16 protein-coding genes and 2 pseudogenes are annotated in these 18,700 nt (G+C 42.5%); 12 read left to right on the forward strand and 6 right to left on the reverse strand.

The annotated features are described in order from the left end of the window. Positions 1-74 precede the first annotated feature (74 nt). Both NIS_RS01785 and NIS_RS01790 read right to left on the reverse strand, forming a co-directional pair. On the reverse strand, positions 75-611 hold the full coding sequence (locus NIS_RS01785; protein WP_012081704.1) for a gamma carbonic anhydrase family protein: 537 nt from the start codon (positions 609-611) through the stop codon (positions 75-77). After that, positions 611-2,722 (reverse strand): annotated as a pseudogene (locus tag NIS_RS01790) (RNA degradosome polyphosphate kinase); the annotation flags it as partial. The gene NIS_RS01785 and the pseudogene NIS_RS01790, both read right to left, overlap by 1 nt. Before the next feature lie 66 nt (positions 2,723-2,788). Here NIS_RS01790 and NIS_RS01795 point away from each other — a divergent pair. Further along, a complete protein-coding gene (locus NIS_RS01795; protein ID WP_012081706.1) occupies positions 2,789-3,424 on the forward strand; it encodes a carbonic anhydrase in 636 nt (211 codons plus the stop codon). On the opposite strand, the gene uvrB is transcribed toward NIS_RS01795, so the two are convergent. Continuing rightward, on the reverse strand, positions 3,411-5,441 hold the full coding sequence (gene uvrB, locus NIS_RS01800; RefSeq protein ID WP_012081707.1) for an excinuclease ABC subunit UvrB: 2,031 nt from the start codon (positions 5,439-5,441) through the stop codon (positions 3,411-3,413). The two genes, NIS_RS01795 and uvrB, sit on opposite strands and share 14 nt — an antisense overlap. A gap of 59 nt (positions 5,442-5,500) precedes the next feature. Between uvrB and NIS_RS01805 the strand changes: the two genes are divergently transcribed. From NIS_RS01805 to NIS_RS01845, 9 genes and pseudogenes are all read left to right on the forward strand, one after another. Then, a complete protein-coding gene (locus NIS_RS01805) occupies positions 5,501-5,728 on the forward strand; it encodes a hypothetical protein (protein WP_041353959.1) in 228 nt (75 codons plus the stop codon). 2 nt (positions 5,729-5,730) lie between these two features. Then, positions 5,731-5,940, forward strand: coding sequence for a hypothetical protein (locus NIS_RS01810; RefSeq protein ID WP_012081709.1), 210 nt, complete (start codon positions 5,731-5,733; stop codon positions 5,938-5,940). 76 nt (positions 5,941-6,016) lie between these two features. Next, positions 6,017-6,475, forward strand: a complete 459-nt coding sequence (locus NIS_RS10425; protein ID WP_012081710.1) for a type II secretion system protein — start codon at positions 6,017-6,019, stop codon at positions 6,473-6,475. 3 nt (positions 6,476-6,478) lie between these two features. Then, a complete protein-coding gene (locus NIS_RS01820) occupies positions 6,479-6,925 on the forward strand; it encodes a type II secretion system protein (protein WP_012081711.1) in 447 nt (148 codons plus the stop codon). 61 nt (positions 6,926-6,986) lie between these two features. Continuing rightward, complete coding sequence (locus NIS_RS01825) at positions 6,987-7,340, forward strand: hypothetical protein (protein ID WP_012081712.1); 354 nt, start codon at positions 6,987-6,989, stop codon at positions 7,338-7,340. Continuing rightward, positions 7,340-9,172 (forward strand): primosomal protein N', encoded by a 1,833-nt coding sequence (locus NIS_RS01830; protein WP_012081713.1) that lies wholly within the window; start codon positions 7,340-7,342, stop codon positions 9,170-9,172. The genes NIS_RS01825 and NIS_RS01830 overlap by 1 nt, the downstream gene beginning before the upstream one ends. A 29-nt stretch (positions 9,173-9,201) precedes the next feature. Beyond that, a pseudogene (ispG, locus tag NIS_RS01835) lies at positions 9,202-10,263 on the forward strand (flavodoxin-dependent (E)-4-hydroxy-3-methylbut-2-enyl-diphosphate synthase); the annotation flags it as partial. A gap of 3 nt (positions 10,264-10,266) precedes the next feature. Next, positions 10,267-11,682, forward strand: coding sequence for a replicative DNA helicase (locus tag NIS_RS01840; RefSeq protein WP_012081715.1), 1,416 nt, complete (start codon positions 10,267-10,269; stop codon positions 11,680-11,682). Positions 11,683-11,723: 41 nt separating this feature from the next. After that, entirely contained in the window at positions 11,724-12,923 is a 1,200-nt protein-coding gene (locus NIS_RS01845) for a ComEC/Rec2 family competence protein (protein ID WP_158297265.1), read from the forward strand. Here the strand turns inward: NIS_RS01845 and NIS_RS10180 are convergent. The 3 genes from NIS_RS10180 to NIS_RS01860 form a co-directional block, all read right to left on the reverse strand. Beyond that, on the reverse strand, positions 12,825-13,670 hold the full coding sequence (locus tag NIS_RS10180) for a YihY/virulence factor BrkB family protein (RefSeq protein WP_012081717.1): 846 nt from the start codon (positions 13,668-13,670) through the stop codon (positions 12,825-12,827). The two genes, NIS_RS01845 and NIS_RS10180, sit on opposite strands and share 99 nt — an antisense overlap. Positions 13,671-13,929: 259 nt before the next feature. Continuing rightward, on the reverse strand, positions 13,930-15,312 hold the full coding sequence (locus tag NIS_RS01855; protein ID WP_012081718.1) for an FAD-linked oxidase C-terminal domain-containing protein: 1,383 nt from the start codon (positions 15,310-15,312) through the stop codon (positions 13,930-13,932). Continuing rightward, positions 15,312-16,001, reverse strand: a complete 690-nt coding sequence (locus NIS_RS01860; protein WP_012081719.1) for a plasminogen-binding N-terminal domain-containing protein — start codon at positions 15,999-16,001, stop codon at positions 15,312-15,314. Before NIS_RS01860 ends, NIS_RS01855 begins: the two co-directional genes overlap by 1 nt. Positions 16,002-16,139: 138 nt before the next feature. Between NIS_RS01860 and NIS_RS01865 the strand changes: the two genes are divergently transcribed. Together NIS_RS01865 and mgtE are read left to right on the forward strand one after the other, a co-directional pair. Continuing rightward, positions 16,140-17,393: a peptidoglycan DD-metalloendopeptidase family protein gene (locus NIS_RS01865; protein ID WP_012081720.1), complete on the forward strand. Its 1,254-nt coding sequence runs from the start codon at positions 16,140-16,142 to the stop codon at positions 17,391-17,393. Continuing rightward, the gene (mgtE, locus tag NIS_RS01870) at positions 17,341-18,699 is read left to right on the forward strand and encodes a magnesium transporter (protein WP_041353961.1); all 1,359 of its coding nucleotides are present in this window, start codon (positions 17,341-17,343) and stop codon (positions 18,697-18,699) included. The genes NIS_RS01865 and mgtE overlap by 53 nt, the downstream gene beginning before the upstream one ends. Position 18,700 lies beyond the last annotated feature (1 nt).

Raw genomic sequence — 18,700 nt, forward strand, 5'->3', positions numbered from 1 at the left:
ATTATGAGGAATATAAACTAATTTAATCGACTAAGTATGTGATGAGCAAAACTTATTTTTATAATAATAATTCCTTATGATATAGAGTTGATGTACTCATTTTTGAAATGGACATACCGTTGTGCGCTGGCATATAATTCAGCGACTTCTTCTTCACTCAGTTCCCGTACTACCTTGGCGGGGCTTCCGAGTATCAGGCTTCTTGGAGGAAATTTCTTTCCACCAGTCACCAAAGCTCCCGCACCGACGATAGACTCTTTTCCTATAACCGCTCCGTCTAAAATCGTTGAATTCATACCGATTAAACAGGCATCTTCAATAGTACAACCATGGAGCATCACTCGATGACCCACCGTCACATCGTTTCCTATTATAGTTGGATAGCCGTCACTCATATCCGCTTTTTTGTAGTGGGTAACATGGATCATGGTGAGGTCCTGGATGTTGGTGCGATCACCGATTTTGATATAGTGTACATCCCCTCGTACCACACATCCAAACCAGATGGATACATCTTTGCCCATGGTGACATTTCCTATAATGGTTGCATCGGGTGCGATCCACGTTCCTTCATCTTTTGTTGGGAACCACTCTTTGTACCGTAAAAGCATCAACTCTCCTTTAGTAATCTTCTAGCGAGCCTTTTGGCTTTTGAAGTGCTGTTCTTTTGATGTGTGGAGTGAAGCAGTTTAGCATACTCTTCCATCAGCCGTTGTGAATCGATAGGCGGTTTGTTGGGTTCGGGCGTTTTTTTAATATAGTTGCCGTCAGGTAAAAGTACCCGTGCTTTGACATTGTCTTTAAGCTGAATGTTCAGTATCTCAATGAGCCTTTCGGCAATATCTTGATCAAAAATAGGATTCATAAGCTCTATTCTTCGCTCCAGATTTCTTGGCATCCAGTCGGCACTGGAGATAAAAACTTGCGGTTTCGCATGTCTAAAATAGAAGATCCTGGCATGCTCCAGATATTTGCCGACGATGGAGATGACCTGGATATTTTCACTGATTCCTTCTATACCCGGCCGTAGACAGCAGATACCCCGGACGATGAGATCGATTTTTGTTCCGGCCATACTCGCTTTGTAAAGTGCGACGATGATATCGGAGTCGACCAAAGAGTTCATTTTTGCGACGATATGACCTTCTTGCCCCCTTTTTGCTTCCTCTTCGATCATCTGCAGTAGCTTTGGTTTGATCTGATACGGAGACATATAGAGTGTGCTCAGTTTTGTCTTTTTGCTAAATCCGGTGAGAAAATGGAAAAATTTTGTTGCATCGTCCACAATTGCCTTTTGAGCGGTAAATAGGCTCACATCAGTGTAAATTTTAGCTGTTTGGGGATTGTAGTTTCCCGTAGCAAGATGTACATACTGCCTGAGTCTGTCTCCATCTTTTTTGATAACTTGTGCTATCTTTGCATGGACTTTAAATCCTGGGATTCCGAAAATAACATGAGCTCCGGCTTTTTCCAGTTCTCTGGCCCAGATGAGGTTGTTCTCTTCATCAAATCTCGCTTTGAGTTCCACCATGGCCGTTACCTGTTTACCGCTTTCGGCTGCATCTATGAGAGCCTTGACGATGGGGGAGTTTTTTCCGACGCGGTACAAGGTCATCCGAATAGCCAACACATTTGGATCTTTACTCGCTTCAGAGATAAACTTCACTACTGGATCAAAACTTTCGTATGGATGATAGAGCATTACATCTTCATGATCGATAATGGAAAAAATGGGTTCTCCTGAATCCAAAGGTGGCAAAATCTTAGGAGTATACGGCTCAAAAAGTAGATGAGGAAAGTTTTTGTTACTGACAATCTCCCATAAACCTGCAAGATTGAGTGGAATTGTATGTCGGTAGATATCTTCCCCGTGGATATGGAGATGTTCATTTAAAAAAGCTATGAGATCTTCGTCTGCATTGGCTCCGATCTCTAGACGAACGATCTCACCTTTTCTTCGAAGTTTTAACCCTTCTTCCAAAAGCTCCATGAAATCGTCCGCTTCCTCTTCTTCTATCTCGATATCAGCGTTTCTGGTAACACGAAAAGGTGTACTTGCGAGTGTGTTGTAACCAGGAAACAAAGAGTTTATATGGGCTTGTACGATGGATTCGATAGGGATGTATGTCGCTTCGCCTAGCTGCACGAAACGGGGCAGTACACGGGGGATCCGAACAAGGCCGTATTTGATGTCGTTTGGATTGTTTGCATCGGCCAGTTTGAGTGCCAAAGCGAAACTCAGATTGTTCAGATGCGGAAAAGGGTGGGTCGCATCCACCGCAATTGGTATGATAACCGGATAGAGATTGCTATAAAAAAATTTATCGATCTCTTTTTGTTCTTCGCTACTCAGTTCATTATAATTTTTAAGATACAGTCCCTCTTTTTTCAATGCATCGATAATCTCATAAAAAGTGCTTTCAAGAGATTTTTTTTCCGTATGCAAGTAGTTTCTGATGGCTTGAAGCTGCTCCAAAGGGGTCATTTTGTCCGGACCGGTTTCCAATATACGATACTTATAGAGTTTTTTAAGCCCGGCTACGCGAATCATGTAAAACTCGTCCAGGTTCGTACCGTAAATTGCGATAAATTTTAATCGTTCAAGAAGTGGATTGTTTTTATCTTGCGCCTCTTCGAGAACTCTCGTGTTGAATTTGAGCCAGGAGAGCTCTCGGTTGATATAGAGTTTCGGATCTTTCAGGTTCATGCAATCCCTTTTGTTTTTCGTAAATGCTTTAGTCCGATTTTATCAAAAAAAGGTAGAATTTTGATTACTGGGAGGTGATTTATGGATGTAAAGAGGCTGATAGAAAACTATAAAGAGTTTAAAAAGATCCATTTTAAAAAATATGAAGAGCTTTTTGAGGAGCTCGTCAAAAATGGTCAGCAACCAAAAACTTTTTTTATAGGTTGTAGTGATTCTCGGGTGGTTCCTGATCTCATAACGGGTGCAAAGCCGGGTGATCTTTTTATCTTTCGAAATGTAGGCAATTTTATCCCCCCTTTTAAACCGGATGCGGACTTTCATGGAACGGCTGCGGCTATCGAGTATGCGGTGAGTGTACTGAACGTTCAAGATATCGTCGTCGTAGGCCATAGTCACTGTGGAGCATGCGCTAGCTTGTACCAAGAACTCCCACAAAGTGAAGAGCTTATCCATACAAAAACGTGGCTTCAACTTGGAAAGCTGGCAAAAGAAGCAGCAATCGCAGAAGTGGGAAAGGAAGATAAAGAGGCTTTGTTACGAGCCACGGAACGGTTCAACGTAATTGTCCAACTGGCTAATCTGCTCACCTATCCGGCAGTTTTGAGGAGGCTCGAAGAGGGAAGCCTGTTTGTGCATGGCTGGTACTATAAGATAGAAAGCGGAGAGATAGAGTATTTTGATGAAGAGGAGGAAAGATTTAAGCCTATAGTGCTTTGATCTTTTCTATTTCGTCTCTGAGTCTTGCAGCCTCTTCAAATTCCAGTTTTTTTGCTGCTTCATGCATCGCTTTGCGAAGTTCTTTGATGATCTTCTCTTTCTCTTTAGCCGGAAGTTTATCCATCTTTTTTCTTTTTTCGTAGAGTTTGTCCAGATCTTCGGATTTGAGATTTTCATCCAGTCTTCTGCTGACGGTTTTTGGCGTAATGCCATGGGCTTTGTTGAAGCTATCTTGTTTTTGGCGTCTGGCAATCGTAGTTTTAATGGCTCTTTGCATGGAACCTGTGATTTTGTCTTCTACCGCTTTTAGATCCTCCAGGCTCTCAAGCGTGACTCTTTTTTCTATTTTATCCGCAAACATCAATACTCGGCCCTCGGCATTTCTGGCGGCTCGTCCCATGGTCTGGATGAGACTCGTTTCACTACGCAAAAAACCTTCCTTGTCCGCATCCAAAATAGCTACAAGGCTCACTTCTGGCAGATCCAACCCTTCTCGAAGAAGATTGATGCCTATGAGTACGTCAAACTCTCCTCTTCGTAGGCCTCTGATAAGCTGATTTCTCTCGATCGCATCGATCTCGGAGTGCATATATCGCACCTTTATGCCAAGATCGGCGTAGTATTTACTCAAATCCTCTGCCATCTTTTTGGTTAGTGTTGTGACCAAAACTTTGTTGCCTTTGGCGATCTCTTTTTTGATCTCATCGTGAAGAATCTCTACCTGGTGGCGACTTGGAGCAAGTTCAACCAGAGGATCAAGCAGGCCTGTCGGGCGGATGATCTGCTCAGCCACAACGCTGGAGAGCTCCAGTTCAAGTTCTCCCGGCGTTGCCGAGACGAAAAGGTAGTGTGGCGCTTTGTTGATGAACTCTTCAAACTTCAATGGTCTGTTGTCCAGAGCGCTTGGGAGTCTAAAGCCATACTCCACCAGTACCTCTTTTCGGCTTCGATCACCTGCATACATACCGCGAAACTGTGGCAGACTTACATGAGACTCATCGACGATGATGAGGTAGGGTTGTCCTTTGGCCTCGAAATAGTCGATAAGAGAATAGGGTGTTTCACCAGGCTTTTTTCCTGTGAGATGTCTTGAGTAGTTTTCGATTCCTTTACACGTTCCCGTGGTCTCGAGCATCTCCAGGTCAAACTCCGTTCTTTGTTTAAGGCGCTGATACTCCACCAGTCTGTTTTCTTTCAAAAAGTAGTCCAGTCGCTCTTCGAGCTCTTTTTCTATCGACTTGATGGCTTCAGCGAGTCTGTTTTGTCCTACGATAAACTGGTTGGCAGCATACAAAGTGATCGTGTGCAGCTCTTGCAGTTTTTTGTTGGTAAGCGGATCAAAATAGTAGATAGATTCTATCTCATCTCCAAAGAACTCCACTCGTATCGCTTCATCTTCGAAGTAGGCCGGATAGATATCCACTACATCGCCACTAACGCGAAAATCCCCGCGATCAAAAAACTTGTCGTTTCGTTTGTAGCCCATCTCAAGAAGACGAAAGAGGAGTTCTCTTTGGCCGATTTCGTTTCCCTCTTCAAACTTGAAAACCATCTTTCGATATTCATTCGGGTTGCCAAGCCCGTAATTGGCGCTGACTGATGCAACGACGATTACATCGTCGTATTCAAGCAGACTTGCAGTCGCTGAGAGTCTGAGGCGCTCCAACTCATCGTTTATGGAGCTGTCTTTTTCTATGAAGAGATCTTGTCTTGGCAGGTAAGCCTCAGGCTGATAGTAGTCATAGTAGCTGATGAAATACTCCACATGATTTTTTGGGAAAAAATGTTTAAATTCGCTGAAAAGCTGGGCTGCCAATGTTTTGTTGTGTGTCATGATGAGTGTCGGCATCTGCAGTTTTTCGATGATCTTTGCCATTGTATAGGTCTTTCCGCTTCCGGTAACACCCAAAAGGGTTTGATAGCGGTTTCCCTCTTTGATGGAAAGAGAGAGTTTTTCGATAGCCTCAGGTTGGTCCCCTGCGGGCGGATAGGGAGCAGCCATTTCAAATTTTGCCAAGAGACTCCTTTTTTTGGTTATAATTATACAAAAATTAAACAAAACTTAAAAGGGCTTTGATGGAGCAGATGGATTTGGTAGAGAAACTTTCTCAAAAAATCGAAGAGATGATGCAGCGATATAAAAGAATGCAAGAGGAGCTTGAGACTCTAAGAAGGGAACTTGTGACATGCAAGGCGGCTAACGAAGAGAAAGACAAAGAGATTGAACGCCTCAGGGATGAAATAGCTTTAAAAAATATGGAAGTAGATGAGATTATCAAAAAAATCGAACAGTTTATGGAATAGCCGTGAAAAAAATCGCATTGAAGATAGAGGGCAAAGAGTATGAGATCTCTTTGGAGGAAGAGTTTGCCGATTATGTACAAAAGGAGCTTGATCAAGGGAAGCTTGATACGAAAACGATAAAAAATCTTCTCCAGGCATACTTAAGAAAATCTTATGAATGTTTCAAACTTCAAAAAAAGCTCAACGAACTCATCAAAAAAATAGAACCTTAAGCTCTTTTTAATAGTAACTATCAGATAATTTTCTCAAGCAGGAAGACCTGCGAAAATAAAATCAAAAGGAGTCGTCATGAGACGTGGTGGTTTTACAATGATCGAATTGATCTTCGTGATCGTGATCTTGGGTATTTTGGCTGCAGTAGCGTTGCCAAAGTTTGTAGGTGTGAGTGAACAGGCAAGAGAAGGGAAACTTAAGGCGTTTGTAGGTACATTAAACCGAACAGTTGGACCAGCCGTTTGGAGTAAAGCTATAGCGAACGATGGATCTGGAAAAATAGCTAAATTAACTTTGTCAGATGCAGAAAAAAATCTCTCTGCTTATGTAGATATCCCCCAAGAGATTGATGCATCTACTGTTGATTTAAGTAAGTGTGATGACAATACTCAATTCAAAACAATTGCAGAGACAGACGATAATGTAATGCCAGGGGATTATGCAATTACATGTCGGGATGGAAATTCTACTAATGCTCCTGCCTTTCAACTTGTTGATTCAAATGGCAAAGTATTAGCGGGACCGTCATCTTAATTCATGAAAAATGCCTTTACAATGATCGAGCTCATTTTTGCGCTCATCATTATCGGTATTCTTGGTGCTGTTGCTGTCCCAAGATATTTTGGAATAGAGCAACAGGCAAGAGAGAATATCTCAAAATCTTTTGCAGCGACGATGACGCGGACCGTGGGGCACTCCCTCTGGTCCAAGTCGCTTAGCGAAGGAAAAGATGGAAGCATCAAAGATGATAATGACGGGAATGCTTCTACGTTTTATGAAAGGAGTCTGGAAGTGTATGTTTCTATTCCAGACTACTTCGATAAAACGACTGTAAATTTTGAAAACTGCGTACAAAGCGGTGCAGAAGCCAAACCATTTATGAAAAAAAGTGAAAAAGGGAAATACAATCTTTTTTGCCGTGACGGCAATGCTACAGATGCACCGCTTTTTGTATTAGACGAAGGAGAGACTCATCAGTTTTAAACGAGGTTTTACACTCATTGAACTCATTTTTGTCATCATAGTTATAGGAATTTTGGCCAGCATGGCACTTCCCAAAATGAAAGAAGGAATTCGTCAAGCTGATCTTGCCAACGTCAAATCAAAAGTGACCGCAATACGAAGCGCCTTGCAAGTTGAAAAAACAAAAAACATACTAAAAGGGAAAGATCCCTATCCAGACAAATTGGATGATGGGACATGCCTTTTCGGAGCCATTTTTAATGGCGAGTGTACTCCTGATCAAACTCATGGTGGTTATTGGCGCGAGATCAACGCCACAACCTATGAAGCGAAACTAAAAAGTGGAGATATTATACGATTTATTTACAATCCATCCAATGGCACATTTACTTGTGTTCCAACAAATACATCAGACTCTTTATGCAATAATTTTTGATGCAGTTCTTTGAGATAGCGCTTCTTGGACGACCCCTTACATTAACGTATCGGTCTGATAAAAAGCTCCATATCGGCGATATTGTTGAGGCACCTGTAAAATCGAAAATGTACAGGGGTGTTGTATTACAACAAGTGGAAGAACCCTCTTTTGAGTGTGCAGAGATTGAGCGTAGTACTTCCTACTATTTTTCTCATGAACAGCTCAAGCTTGCTCAGTTTATTTCTACCTATTATGTGTGCCATTTGAGTGAAGCGTTGCAGCTTTTTCACCCTTTCGATAAAGAGGCGGTATATGAGAGTGGTGGTGATATTGATGCAAAAGAGGTAAAGTTGTCTGCAAAACAGCAAAAGGCTTTGCAGTTTGCAAAAGACAAAGGTATTTCTCTTCTTTTTGGCGACACGGGAAGTGGAAAGACGCAGGTGTATCTGGCCTGGATGAAAGAGGTTGTGCAAAGGGGCAAAGAAGCCATCTTTTTGATGCCAGAGATCGCTCTGACCCCCCAAATGCTCAAACGCATCGAAGCTGTTTTTGGTGAGGCTGTCGCTCTTTGGCACAGCAGGCTTAGCAAGAAAAAAAGAGAAGAGACGTTGCGAAGAATACGAGAAGGCAAAGTCAAAGTCGTTGCAGGACCAAGAAGTGCGCTCTTTTTACCTTTGAAAAATCTTGGGCTTATTATCGTGGATGAAGAGCATGACGATAGCTACAAATCTCAAAGCAGACCGAGAATCCATGCAAGAGATATCGCTGTGTATATGGGAAAAACTCTCAATATACCTGTCTTACTAGGAAGTGCTACGCCAAGTGTGAGCAGTTTCAAGCGCTATCCCTCTTTCCGTCTCAAAGGAAGCTACTTTGGCGGGCAAAAGCGTTTCATCTTCGATACTTCTCAAGGCGTATCGTCACAGCTTTTAGGTGAGCTTCAAAAAGTACTTGATCAAAAAAAACAGGCTCTCATCTTTTTACCTACACGAGCCCATTTCAAGTATCTTATCTGTCAAGAGTGCGGTGAAGCGGTGAAGTGTCCCTACTGCGATGTGGGAATGAGTGTGCATTTTGACGAGCATGCATTGGAGTGTCACTACTGCAATTTCAAAGAGTACATTCCAAAAAAGTGCCCATCCTGTGGATCATCTGAACTCTCTACGAAACGATTGGGTACTGCCCAGATTCAAAGTGAATTGCAGCAACATTTCCCGTATGCGAGGATAGAGCGGTTTGACAAAGATGCGGTCTCTACGCAAAGAAAACTTGAAAAGCTTATCAAGGAGTTTGCCCAAAAAAAGATAGACATTCTGGTCGGAACACAGATGCTTTCCAAAGGGCACGACTATCCGGATGTGGCACTGAGTGTGGTGATGGACATCGACTATGTGTTGGCGATGGCAGACTACCGTGCAAGAGAAAGAGCGGTATCGCTTTTTGTTCAGATATCTGGACGAGCAGGAAGAAAGGAGTCTGCCAACGTTTTGGTGCAGACAAAAAACGAAGCATTTTTTGACAGATACAAAGAGTATGATCTTTTTTTGGAGGATGAGCTTGCATTGCGAAAAGATCTCTATCCGCCTTTTACTCGTTTGGCGCAACTCAATTTCGCCCACAAAAACGAGAAAAAAGTGAAAGAAGCGATGGAACAGGTATTGTCTTGTTTGAAAGGTTTTGAAAAGATAGAAATCGTTGGATATGGACCAAATGCCATAGAAAAGATTGCCGGCAAATATCGCTATCATATTCTCTTGAGATCTTCATCTTCCAAAGCTCTGTTACAAGCCATCTATGTGTGCAAAAATGACCTATGCGATGTAGATATGGATCCGGTTCAGATAGGATAAGTGTGCTATAATCAGAGCAAAAAAAGGCTAGAATGAAACGCTATCCTACAAAAAAGATTTTTGTCGGTGATGTAGCAGTTGGTGGAGATGCCCCAATATCGGTGCAGTCGATGACATTTAGCAAAACTGCAGATGTGGAAGCTACGGTTGAGCAGATAAACAGACTCCATTTTGCCGGGGCTGATATCGTTCGAGTAGCAGTGCCGGAAGAAGAGGATGCAAAAGCGCTCAAAGAGATCAAAAAGCGAACCTCTTTGCCACTTGTTGCCGATATCCATTTTAACTATCGTTTAGCGCTCATCGCAGCCGAAGTAGTCGACTGTATACGGATCAACCCCGGAAATATTGGGAGCAAAGAGCGGATAAAAGAGGTCGTAAAAGCTTGCAAAGAGCGAAATATTCCTATTCGAATCGGAGTGAATGCGGGAAGCCTTGAAAAAGAGATCGAAGCAAAATACGGGGCTACCAGTGAAGCGATGGTACAAAGTGCTTTGTATCATATTAAGCTCTTAGAAGATCTTGATTTTACCGATATCAAAGTGAGTATGAAAGCAAGTGACGTGGAGCGGACCGTGGAAGCCTATAGAAAGCTTCGTCCACTGGTTCCCTATCCCTTTCATCTTGGAGTAACAGAAGCCGGAACTGTCTTTCATGCGACGATTAAATCTGCTATTGGAATAGGTGCATTGTTACTTGAGGGAATAGGGGATACGATTCGTGTCTCCATTACAGGGGAACTGGAAAAGGAGATTGAAGTAGGCCGGGCAATCATCAAAGATGCGGGGCGAGCCAGTGAAGGGCTCAATATCATCAGCTGTCCCACATGTGGACGAATCGAAGCAGACCTTGTCAAGGCGGTTGCCGAAGTAGAAGAAAAAACAAAACATATCAAAACGCCTCTCAATGTCTCTGTGATGGGATGTGTGGTCAACGCCATCGGTGAAGCGAAACACGCCGATGTGGCGATCGCCTATGGCAAAGGAAGCGGTCTTATCATGGTCAAAGGCGAGGTTGTTGCCAAACTGCCTGAAAACAAACTGGTGGATCGATTTTTGCAAGAGGTGCAAAAGTTGGCCAAGGAGAAAGAGTAGTTTATGGAAGCACATCTGTACAATCTCAATATCGAGCGATCGGTCCTAAGCTCTATCCTTTTTGATCCGGCCATTTTTGAAGATGTGGCTGCAAGACTTACCCCAAACGATTTTTATCACCCTTTTCATAAGAATCTTTTTGCTGCGATGGAGGAGCTTGCCAGGGAAGATCAACCTATTGATGAAGAGTTTTTGAAAGAGAAGCTGGAGCTCAAAAAGCAGTTTGACGAAGCCGCATTTTTGGAAGTCTTGGCTGCCAATCCACTGAGTGCCAATGTAAGCGCTTATGTGGAGGAGATCAAAGAAAAAGCGGTCAAACGAGATCTTGTCCATTTGACCACAGAGATCAAAAAGATTACAGTCGAGCAGGACTTGCCGGTTGAAGATGTGATTGACGAGATACAGTCTAAACTTTACAAGATCACAACCCAGACCAGTTCGCAAGATTTTAAAGATTCGACGCAAGTTATGAAAGATACTTTGCAGCATCTCTTGAAGATGAAAGAGCGAGGCAACTCTATCCTTATAGGACTCGATACCGGTTTTCATGAACTAAACCTCAAAACGGCGGGTTTCTCTCCAGGAGATCTCATCATCATCGCTGCACGACCATCTATGGGGAAAACCGCTTTTAGTCTCAATATTGCCCAATCTGTTCTTGATCAAAACAAGGGAGTAGTTTTTTTCTCACTTGAGATGCCGGCTGAACAGCTGATGCTCCGGATGCTCAGCGCCAAAGCGGCTATTCCCCTGCAGCGCCTTCGCGTGGGAAATCTCAACGATATCGAGTGGAGCGAGATTAGCAGACTCAGTGATTACTATGATAAACGAAAGCTTTTCATCGACGATGAAGGAAATCTCAATGTCCATCAGCTTCGGGCGAAACTTCGTAAACTCAAATCGCAACACCCAGAAATCGAGCTCGCCGTTATCGACTATTTGCAGCTTATGAGTGGAAGTTCCAATAAAGATAGGCATCTTGAGATCAGTGAAATCAGTAGAAGTCTCAAGATGCTGGCCAGAGAACTCGATATTCCTATTATCGCCCTTTCTCAGCTTAATAGATCTTTGGAGAGCAGAAACGACAAGCGGCCGATGCTAAGTGATCTGAGAGAGTCTGGCGCGATCGAACAGGATGCGGATGTTATTCTTTTTGTGTACAGAGATGATGTGTACAAACTTAAAGAAGCTAAAGAGAAAGCGAAAGAGGCTGCAAAAGAGGGGAAACAGGTGGATGTGAATTTTGAAGAGAAGCGCGTTGAGGAAGCCGAGATTATCATAGGGAAGCAAAGAAACGGTCCAACGGGTGTGGTGAAGCTCTATTTCCACAAAGAGTACGTGAAATTCGCTGAAGAGGCAGCCGAGACAGTGCGAGAGTATGAGATGAAAGAGTCCAATATCGAGATCCCTCCTATTTGATGATTGCTCCCGTTCCTCTCTTTGTCGACAAGAAAGAGCGTGTGATACTCTTGGTAGCTCTATTGCTGCTATTTTCCTATCAACTTTTTTCACTCTATAAAGAGTATCAAACCTTTTTCGATTCTTCAAAGCATTTTACGAAAGCAATAGTGCTCAACCAGTATCAAAAACAGGGACATTGGGTTATGAAAATGCAAGACAGTAATGGAAACAGGTTTTATATGATGAGCAGGGAGGATCTGAAAGATCTGCATGGTCGAAGAGTTGTTTTGCTCGTTTTTCGTTCAAAACATAAACCATCTTTTTGGAAGTTTCTACAAGGATTTTACGCTCCAAGCTATATATTACGGATCTTACCGGCAGATTCTGTGAAAGAGAAGCTTCAAAGATTTATCGCTTCTCAGCATACTGATCCATTTTTTCAAGAGCTTTTCAGTGCCCTTTTTCTGGCGATTCCTATGAAAAAGGAGTTGAGAGACAAAATAGCAGATTTTGCGGTTAGCCATCTTGTTGCAATCAGTGGATTTCATCTTGGATTGATTGTGGCAGTTATTACATTTGTTTTTTCTATACTCCTTAAACCACTGTGGCAGCGCTTTTTTCCCTATAAAAATCTATATACGTATGCTTTTTCTTTTGCAATTTTTGTAGCAATTTCCTATACACTTTTTTTAGGAACGATTCCTTCACTTATTCGGTCTTTGTGTATGCTGCTTTTTGGATTTTTTCTGTTTTCCAGACATATGAAAATACTTAGTTTTGAGACGCTTTTATGGGTAGTGTTGGTTCTTATAGCGCTTTTCCCCAAATTTTTGTTTTCGATAGGATTTTGGCTCTCAGTTAGTGGCGTATTTTATATCTACCTTTTTTTACACCATTTCCGCTATTCCAAGGTGGCGATTTTTGTTTTGATCAATTTTTGGATGTATCTGGTCATGATGCCTTGGTCACTTTATATCTTTCACCATTTTAGTTTGATGCAGTTTTTCGCACCCCTTTTGAGTATGGTTTTTGTTCTTTTTTATCCGGTAGAGCTGCTGCTTCATGTTGTGGGACTTGGTGGAGTACTGGATGGAGTGCTAGGCTTTTTATACAGTTCACACGCTGTTATGAAGATAGAGTTTCCGTTGTGGCTGCTCATTTTACATATCTTTGCTTCTTTCCTGGCTATCTGGTACAGATGGGCAGTTGTCTTGATTGTGGCCATTCCTGCTATATTTTTGATTTATCAAATAGCATAGTTTCAAACCGTATAAAAAAATCTGCCAAGAGATGTAGATCCATAAAAAGAAAAACAAAATTGCACTGAATGAGCCGTAGAGTGTCGCATAGGTTTTGCTATAAATTACATAATAGACAAAGAGATTTTTACCGATATCCCAAACGAGTGAGGCTATAAAAGAGGAGTAAAGAGCTGCCTTTGGATGGATCCATGTGGTGGAAGAGATTTTATAGGTGATAAAAAATATAGCCCATATGATGAGATAAGGAAAAATGGAGAGAAAGTCGATCCAGTTTGTGTATTGATAGCTGTTGAGCGTATGCTGGATTTTTGTAGAAAGATAAAATGAAAGGGCTAATCCGATAGGAGCGAGTGTCATAAGCGTCCAATAGGTGGTGATAGAGTCCCAAAAACTTCTGGGCCTGGATTTGAAAATTTTGTTGACAATGTATTCGTAATTTTGAAAAAACATAATGGAAGCGAAGAGAACAAAAACAAATCCAATGATGCCAAGCTTTGAGCTGTTTTGCAAAAAAGTGTCCAGGTAAGCCGAAAGGGTTTCTTGCTGGGTCGGAATGAGACTGGTAAATATAAAGTGCTTCAATTTTCCATAATAATCAGAAAAGCTTGGGAGTTTCGTAAATATCGTAAAAAAAACCAAAAGCAAAGGAACGATGGAAAAGATGGTATAAAAACTAAGCGATGCGGCATACAGACTGATATCGGGATCATAAAAGGTTTTAATCAACTCTTTTAATCTGTTCAACTGTTATCCTTGGATAGGTGATCAGGAACACATTCCCGACTCCTAATTTCCGATGTTGTTTGTCGGTGCATTCACTTCGTTCTGCACATCGTCAAACCCGCTTTAAGCTACAAATGACAAGCAGTTGTCGTTTGCTTGGGCCCGTTCACTTCGCTCACTCTTTCGGTACCCTGGGTTTGTCGGTGCAATCGCTATGCTCTGCACATCGTCAAACTCGCTTTAACCTACAAACGATAAGCAGTTGTCGTTTGCTTAACGGTTAAAGCCCCATTTTTCCGGGGTTGAGGATGTTGTTTGGATCAAAAGCCTTTTTGATGGCTCGAAAGAGGTTCATCTCCTCTTGGGTAAATGCCATTTTCATGAATGGGGCTTTTGATAGGCCGATTCCATGTTCACCACTCAGTGTTCCACCGATTTCGATCGTCTTTTCAAAAATCTCCTCGATTGCTTTATAACCGATCTCTATCTGTTTTGGATCGCTGCCATCCACCATGACGTTTGTGTGTACGTTGCCGTCTCCCGTATGCCCAAAACAGGGGATTTTTACCCCATACTTTTTGGATATGAGATCTACCTCTTCAAGATATCGTGGGAGTTCGCTTCTTGGGACCGTTACATCTTCGTTGATCTTTTTACTTCCGTAGATAGTGATGCTTTGGCTTGCGTTTCGTCTGGCAAACCAGATGTCTGCGGCCTCTTTTTCATCTTTTGCGATACGAAACTCTGTTGCACCATTTTCTTTGAAAAACTTTTCAAGGAGCCCTATTTGATAGTCGATCTCCTCTTCCACATTTCCATCGATATCGCTAATCAAAATCGCTCCGGCTTCAACTGGCAAACCTTTATGGAACTTCTCTTCAACGGCACGAATCGTTAAATTGTCCAAAAACTCCATAGCAACTGGGCTGGCCCCACCGGCTAGGGATTTGTAGACGGCATTCATCGCTTCTGTAACCGTTGGGAAAACACCCATGACCGTTTTGGTCAGTTTTGGTTTGCTTAAAAGTTTGAGGGTGATTTCTGTGATAACGGCTAACGTTCCTTCACTTGCCACTAAGATACCGGCGATATTGTATCCTGCCACATCTTTGATCGTTTTCTTACCAGCTCTGATAATATCTCCATTTGGCAAGACTGCCCGCAGTGCCATAACGTAATCTTTCGTGATGCCGTACTTTGCCGCTCGCATACCTCCTGCATTTTCGGCAACATTGCCCCCAATTGTGGAGTAGTCCTGGCTTGCTGGATCTGGCGGATAGAAAAGTCCAAGCTTTTCCACCTCTTTTTGCAGCTCTTTGTTGATTACCCCCGGTTGTACGACGGCTACCATGTTTTTGGTGTCAATCTCCAAGATTTTGTTCATATGTTTTTCCACAGCAAGTACAACGCCTCCACCAACAGGGAGTGCACCACCGGTAAACCCACTCCCAGCACCTCTTGGAACTACCGGGATTTTGTGTTCGTTGCAGTATTTCAGTACTTTACTGACATCCGCTTCATCTTTTGGAAAAACGACAACATCGGGTTTGAAATGTTCTCTAGTTGCATCGTACGAGTATGCTAGACGATGAGGCTTGTCGCTTTTGACATTCTCTTTGCCCACTAGCTTTTCAAGGGCCTGGATATGCTCTTTGACAACCATCACTGCACCACCAAAGATCGATAGTATGCATTGTAGTCATTTATTTCGCTACTTCCAAAAAAGTTGAAAATGGAAGTCTCCACTTTCCCTATTCGAGAATAAAATGGCGTGTTGATTTTTTGTGGAGATGCTGATAGCTTTACAGTCTGTAACGACTGCATGGTATAGCAGTCCGTTTTATGGATCATATTGTCAAAAACGATATAAACCACTCCCACGGCATATTTGTTACAAAACTGTTTAAAATCCTCTTTCGTTGGAGCAGGATCTTTATTTTTGGAAAGTTCTGCCAAGAAAAGATCCGGATGGAGCAGTTGAGTGTTTGCATCGATATGTGATTGTGCAGCCTGAAATGTAAGAAGATCAGGTGCCACGATCGTCGCTCTATCATAAAGATAGCCCAAAATCACCTCATCACCTGGTTTTGGAGTCAGTTTCGGTTTTGGTAAATTTTCTTGTTTTAAAGCATCATACACCATGAAGCGGATTTTTCCGTTTCCCTCATATACCGCTCTTGCAACGATTGTAGAGTGTTTGGCATCATAGTGGTGTACAACAATTCCACTCATCCCTTTTTGCGCTTCAATCGGTTTTATAGCTGCTTCATTTTCCGATACGGAAACAATCTGCGATTTTATTTGGGCAAAAAGTACAAAAGGCAGCATCAAAAATATCCAAAAGCGTATCACGAGCCATCTCCTTTTCATTCAATGTCTCATATAATAGCGACAGTTACCTTATAAAGTTGTAAGAAGAGTGAGAAAAGTAGCATATTTTTAAGTCTCTTTTAGATAAAATGAGACCCTTATTTATGAGTCGGAGGCTTCATGCGATATTTCATTCTCATACTATTTTTTCTTGGTATAACTTTTGGTGCAGTAGTAGAAAAAAAAGTGTGGGAGAGTGGGGATACACTGCTTGGATATTTGATCAAACACAATATCCCCACAAAGCTCTATTACGATCTCGATGACGAAGAGAAAGAGCTGACAGGTGAAATCAGAGCAGGTGTCACCTATTACCGAGTAATGGATTATGGCGATAGAAAAACCGATGCAACTGCTCAAAATGGGCAGATTTTACATTTACTCATTCCTGTAAACGAAGAGTTGCAGATCCATGTTTTCAAAGATGGTGACAAGTATCGTTTCGAGCTTATACCGATCCATTATCAAAAAGTTGAAGAGGGATTTTCTTTGAAACTGGATTGCTCGCCATATTTAGCGATCAAAAAGGTGACAGGAGGAAACGGACGGCTTGCCGGCGAGTTTGTTCGGGCATTTCGAAACGCTCCTATCGATTTTTGCAGAAACATTCACTCCGGTGACAGACTGGCGATTCTGTATGAGCAAAAATTTAGACTCGGTGATTTTTTCGGTATGCCAAGGATCAAAGCGGGAGTCGTCGAAGCTTTGGGTAAAAAGTATTATGTGTTCAATTATCAAGAGCGTTACTACGATGAAAAAGGGAGGGAGCTAGAAACCTTCTTTCTTATCCGTCCAGTACGCCATGCAAGAATAACGTCACGATTTACCCGCAAAAGGTGGCATCCCATATTACACAAATACAGGGCTCATCTTGGCGTCGATTTTGGTGCGCCAAGAGGAACCCATGTCTATGCGGCTGGCAATGGGCGAGTCATCTTTTCCGGACGAAAAGGGGGATATGGCAATGTGATCATTATCGCCCATGCAGATGGGTATAGGACATTGTACGCTCACTTGCAAAAACGACTTGTTCGAAGAGGTAGGCGAGTCAAACAGGGTTCCTTGATTGGTCTTGTAGGCAATACAGGGCTTAGCACGGGACCCCATCTGCATTTTGGACTCTATAAAAACGGTCGAGCCATCAATCCTTTGCGGGTAGTGAAGATTACAAAAAGCAAATTGAAAGGTAAGCGGCTGAAAATGTTTAAAACGATGACGAAACGGTACAAAGAGGAGCTTGAAAAACTTATACAGAGCCAAAAACAGCCACGTACCATACGTGTGACGCATGAGATGATCGAGTATTTTAAAGGAGGGGAAGATGGAAAAGGCGGAATTGATCAAAATCGGTCAAATACTCCAAACGGAGCTTAAATCAAAAGATATTACCCTTCATCCAAGTGAAATAGCGGCATATCTTAAATACCTTGCTACAGAGAATCCAGATGAATTCAACACGATACTCCGCCAGCTTCCCGAAGAGGTTCTTGGTGAAGTTTTGTTGGAGCTGCCAGAGTCAATTAAAGATATCGCTATTGAGAGGCTTTCTGTCAAAAAACTGGCAAAAGCGGTTGAAGAGCTCGATAGCGACGATGCGGTTGACCTCGTCAAAGATATCGAAGACATAGATGAAACGCTCGAACAAAAAGTACTTGATAATATCGATAAAGAGTACAAAGAGGAGATAGAAGAGCTCAGTGCGTATGATGAGGAGACTGCCGGTGCCTATATGCAAACGGAGGTCTATAAAGCGTATGAAGATGAGAAAATAGCCGATGCGATTGAGCGGCTTCGAAAACTAAAAGATGAAGGAGAACTCTCCAATATCCACCAGGTATATGTAGTGGACAAAGAGGGAGTGCTCAAAGCCATTATTCCTCTTGAAGATTTGATTCTTTACGATTTCAATGAACGATTTAGTGACATCATGCATGAAAAAAGGTATGAGCCGATTACGGTTCGGGTAGATGAGCCGGTAGCTGATCTTATCAAAAAATTTGAGGACTATAACCTGGCAGTTTTGGCGGTTGTAGATGAAAAAGGGAGACTGCTTGGACGTATCACATCAGACGATGTGATCGATTTGATCGAAGAGCAGGCTACAGAGCAGATCTATAACCTAGCCGGTGTGGAAGATGAGGTTGAAGAAGAGGGTGATATCAAAGAGGTTACCAAAAAAAGAGCCTGGTGGCTTTTTATCAATCTGGGTACGGCTATCCTTGCCTCATTTGTGATCGGTCTATTTGATGAGACGATACAAAAGTACGTGGCACTGGCGGTTTTGATGCCGATCGTTGCTTCTATGGGTGGCAATGCCGGAACGCAAACCCTTACCGTTGTTGTTCGTAAACTCGCACTTGGAGAGATAGACTGGCAAAATGCGAAAAAGGCATTGCTGCAAGAGACGTTAGTCTCTTTGATCAATGGAGCAATTTTTGCTCTTGTGATGGGTATCATCGCATGGGTTTGGTTTCATGATCATCTGTTGGGAGTAGTGATTGCTCTGGCTATGGTGATCAATCTTTTGGCTGCCGGATTCTTTGGTGCGGTCATACCGCTTTTTTTGAAAAAGATCGGACAAGACCCAGCAGTGGGAAGCAGTGTTCTATTGACCACTGTAACAGATGTTGTGGGTTTCTTTGCCTTTTTAGGATTAGCCAAAGTAATGTTGGTGCATTGAG

This window comes from Nitratiruptor sp. SB155-2, from assembly GCF_000010325.1.
GTDB lineage: Bacteria > Campylobacterota > Campylobacteria > Campylobacterales > Nitratiruptoraceae > Nitratiruptor.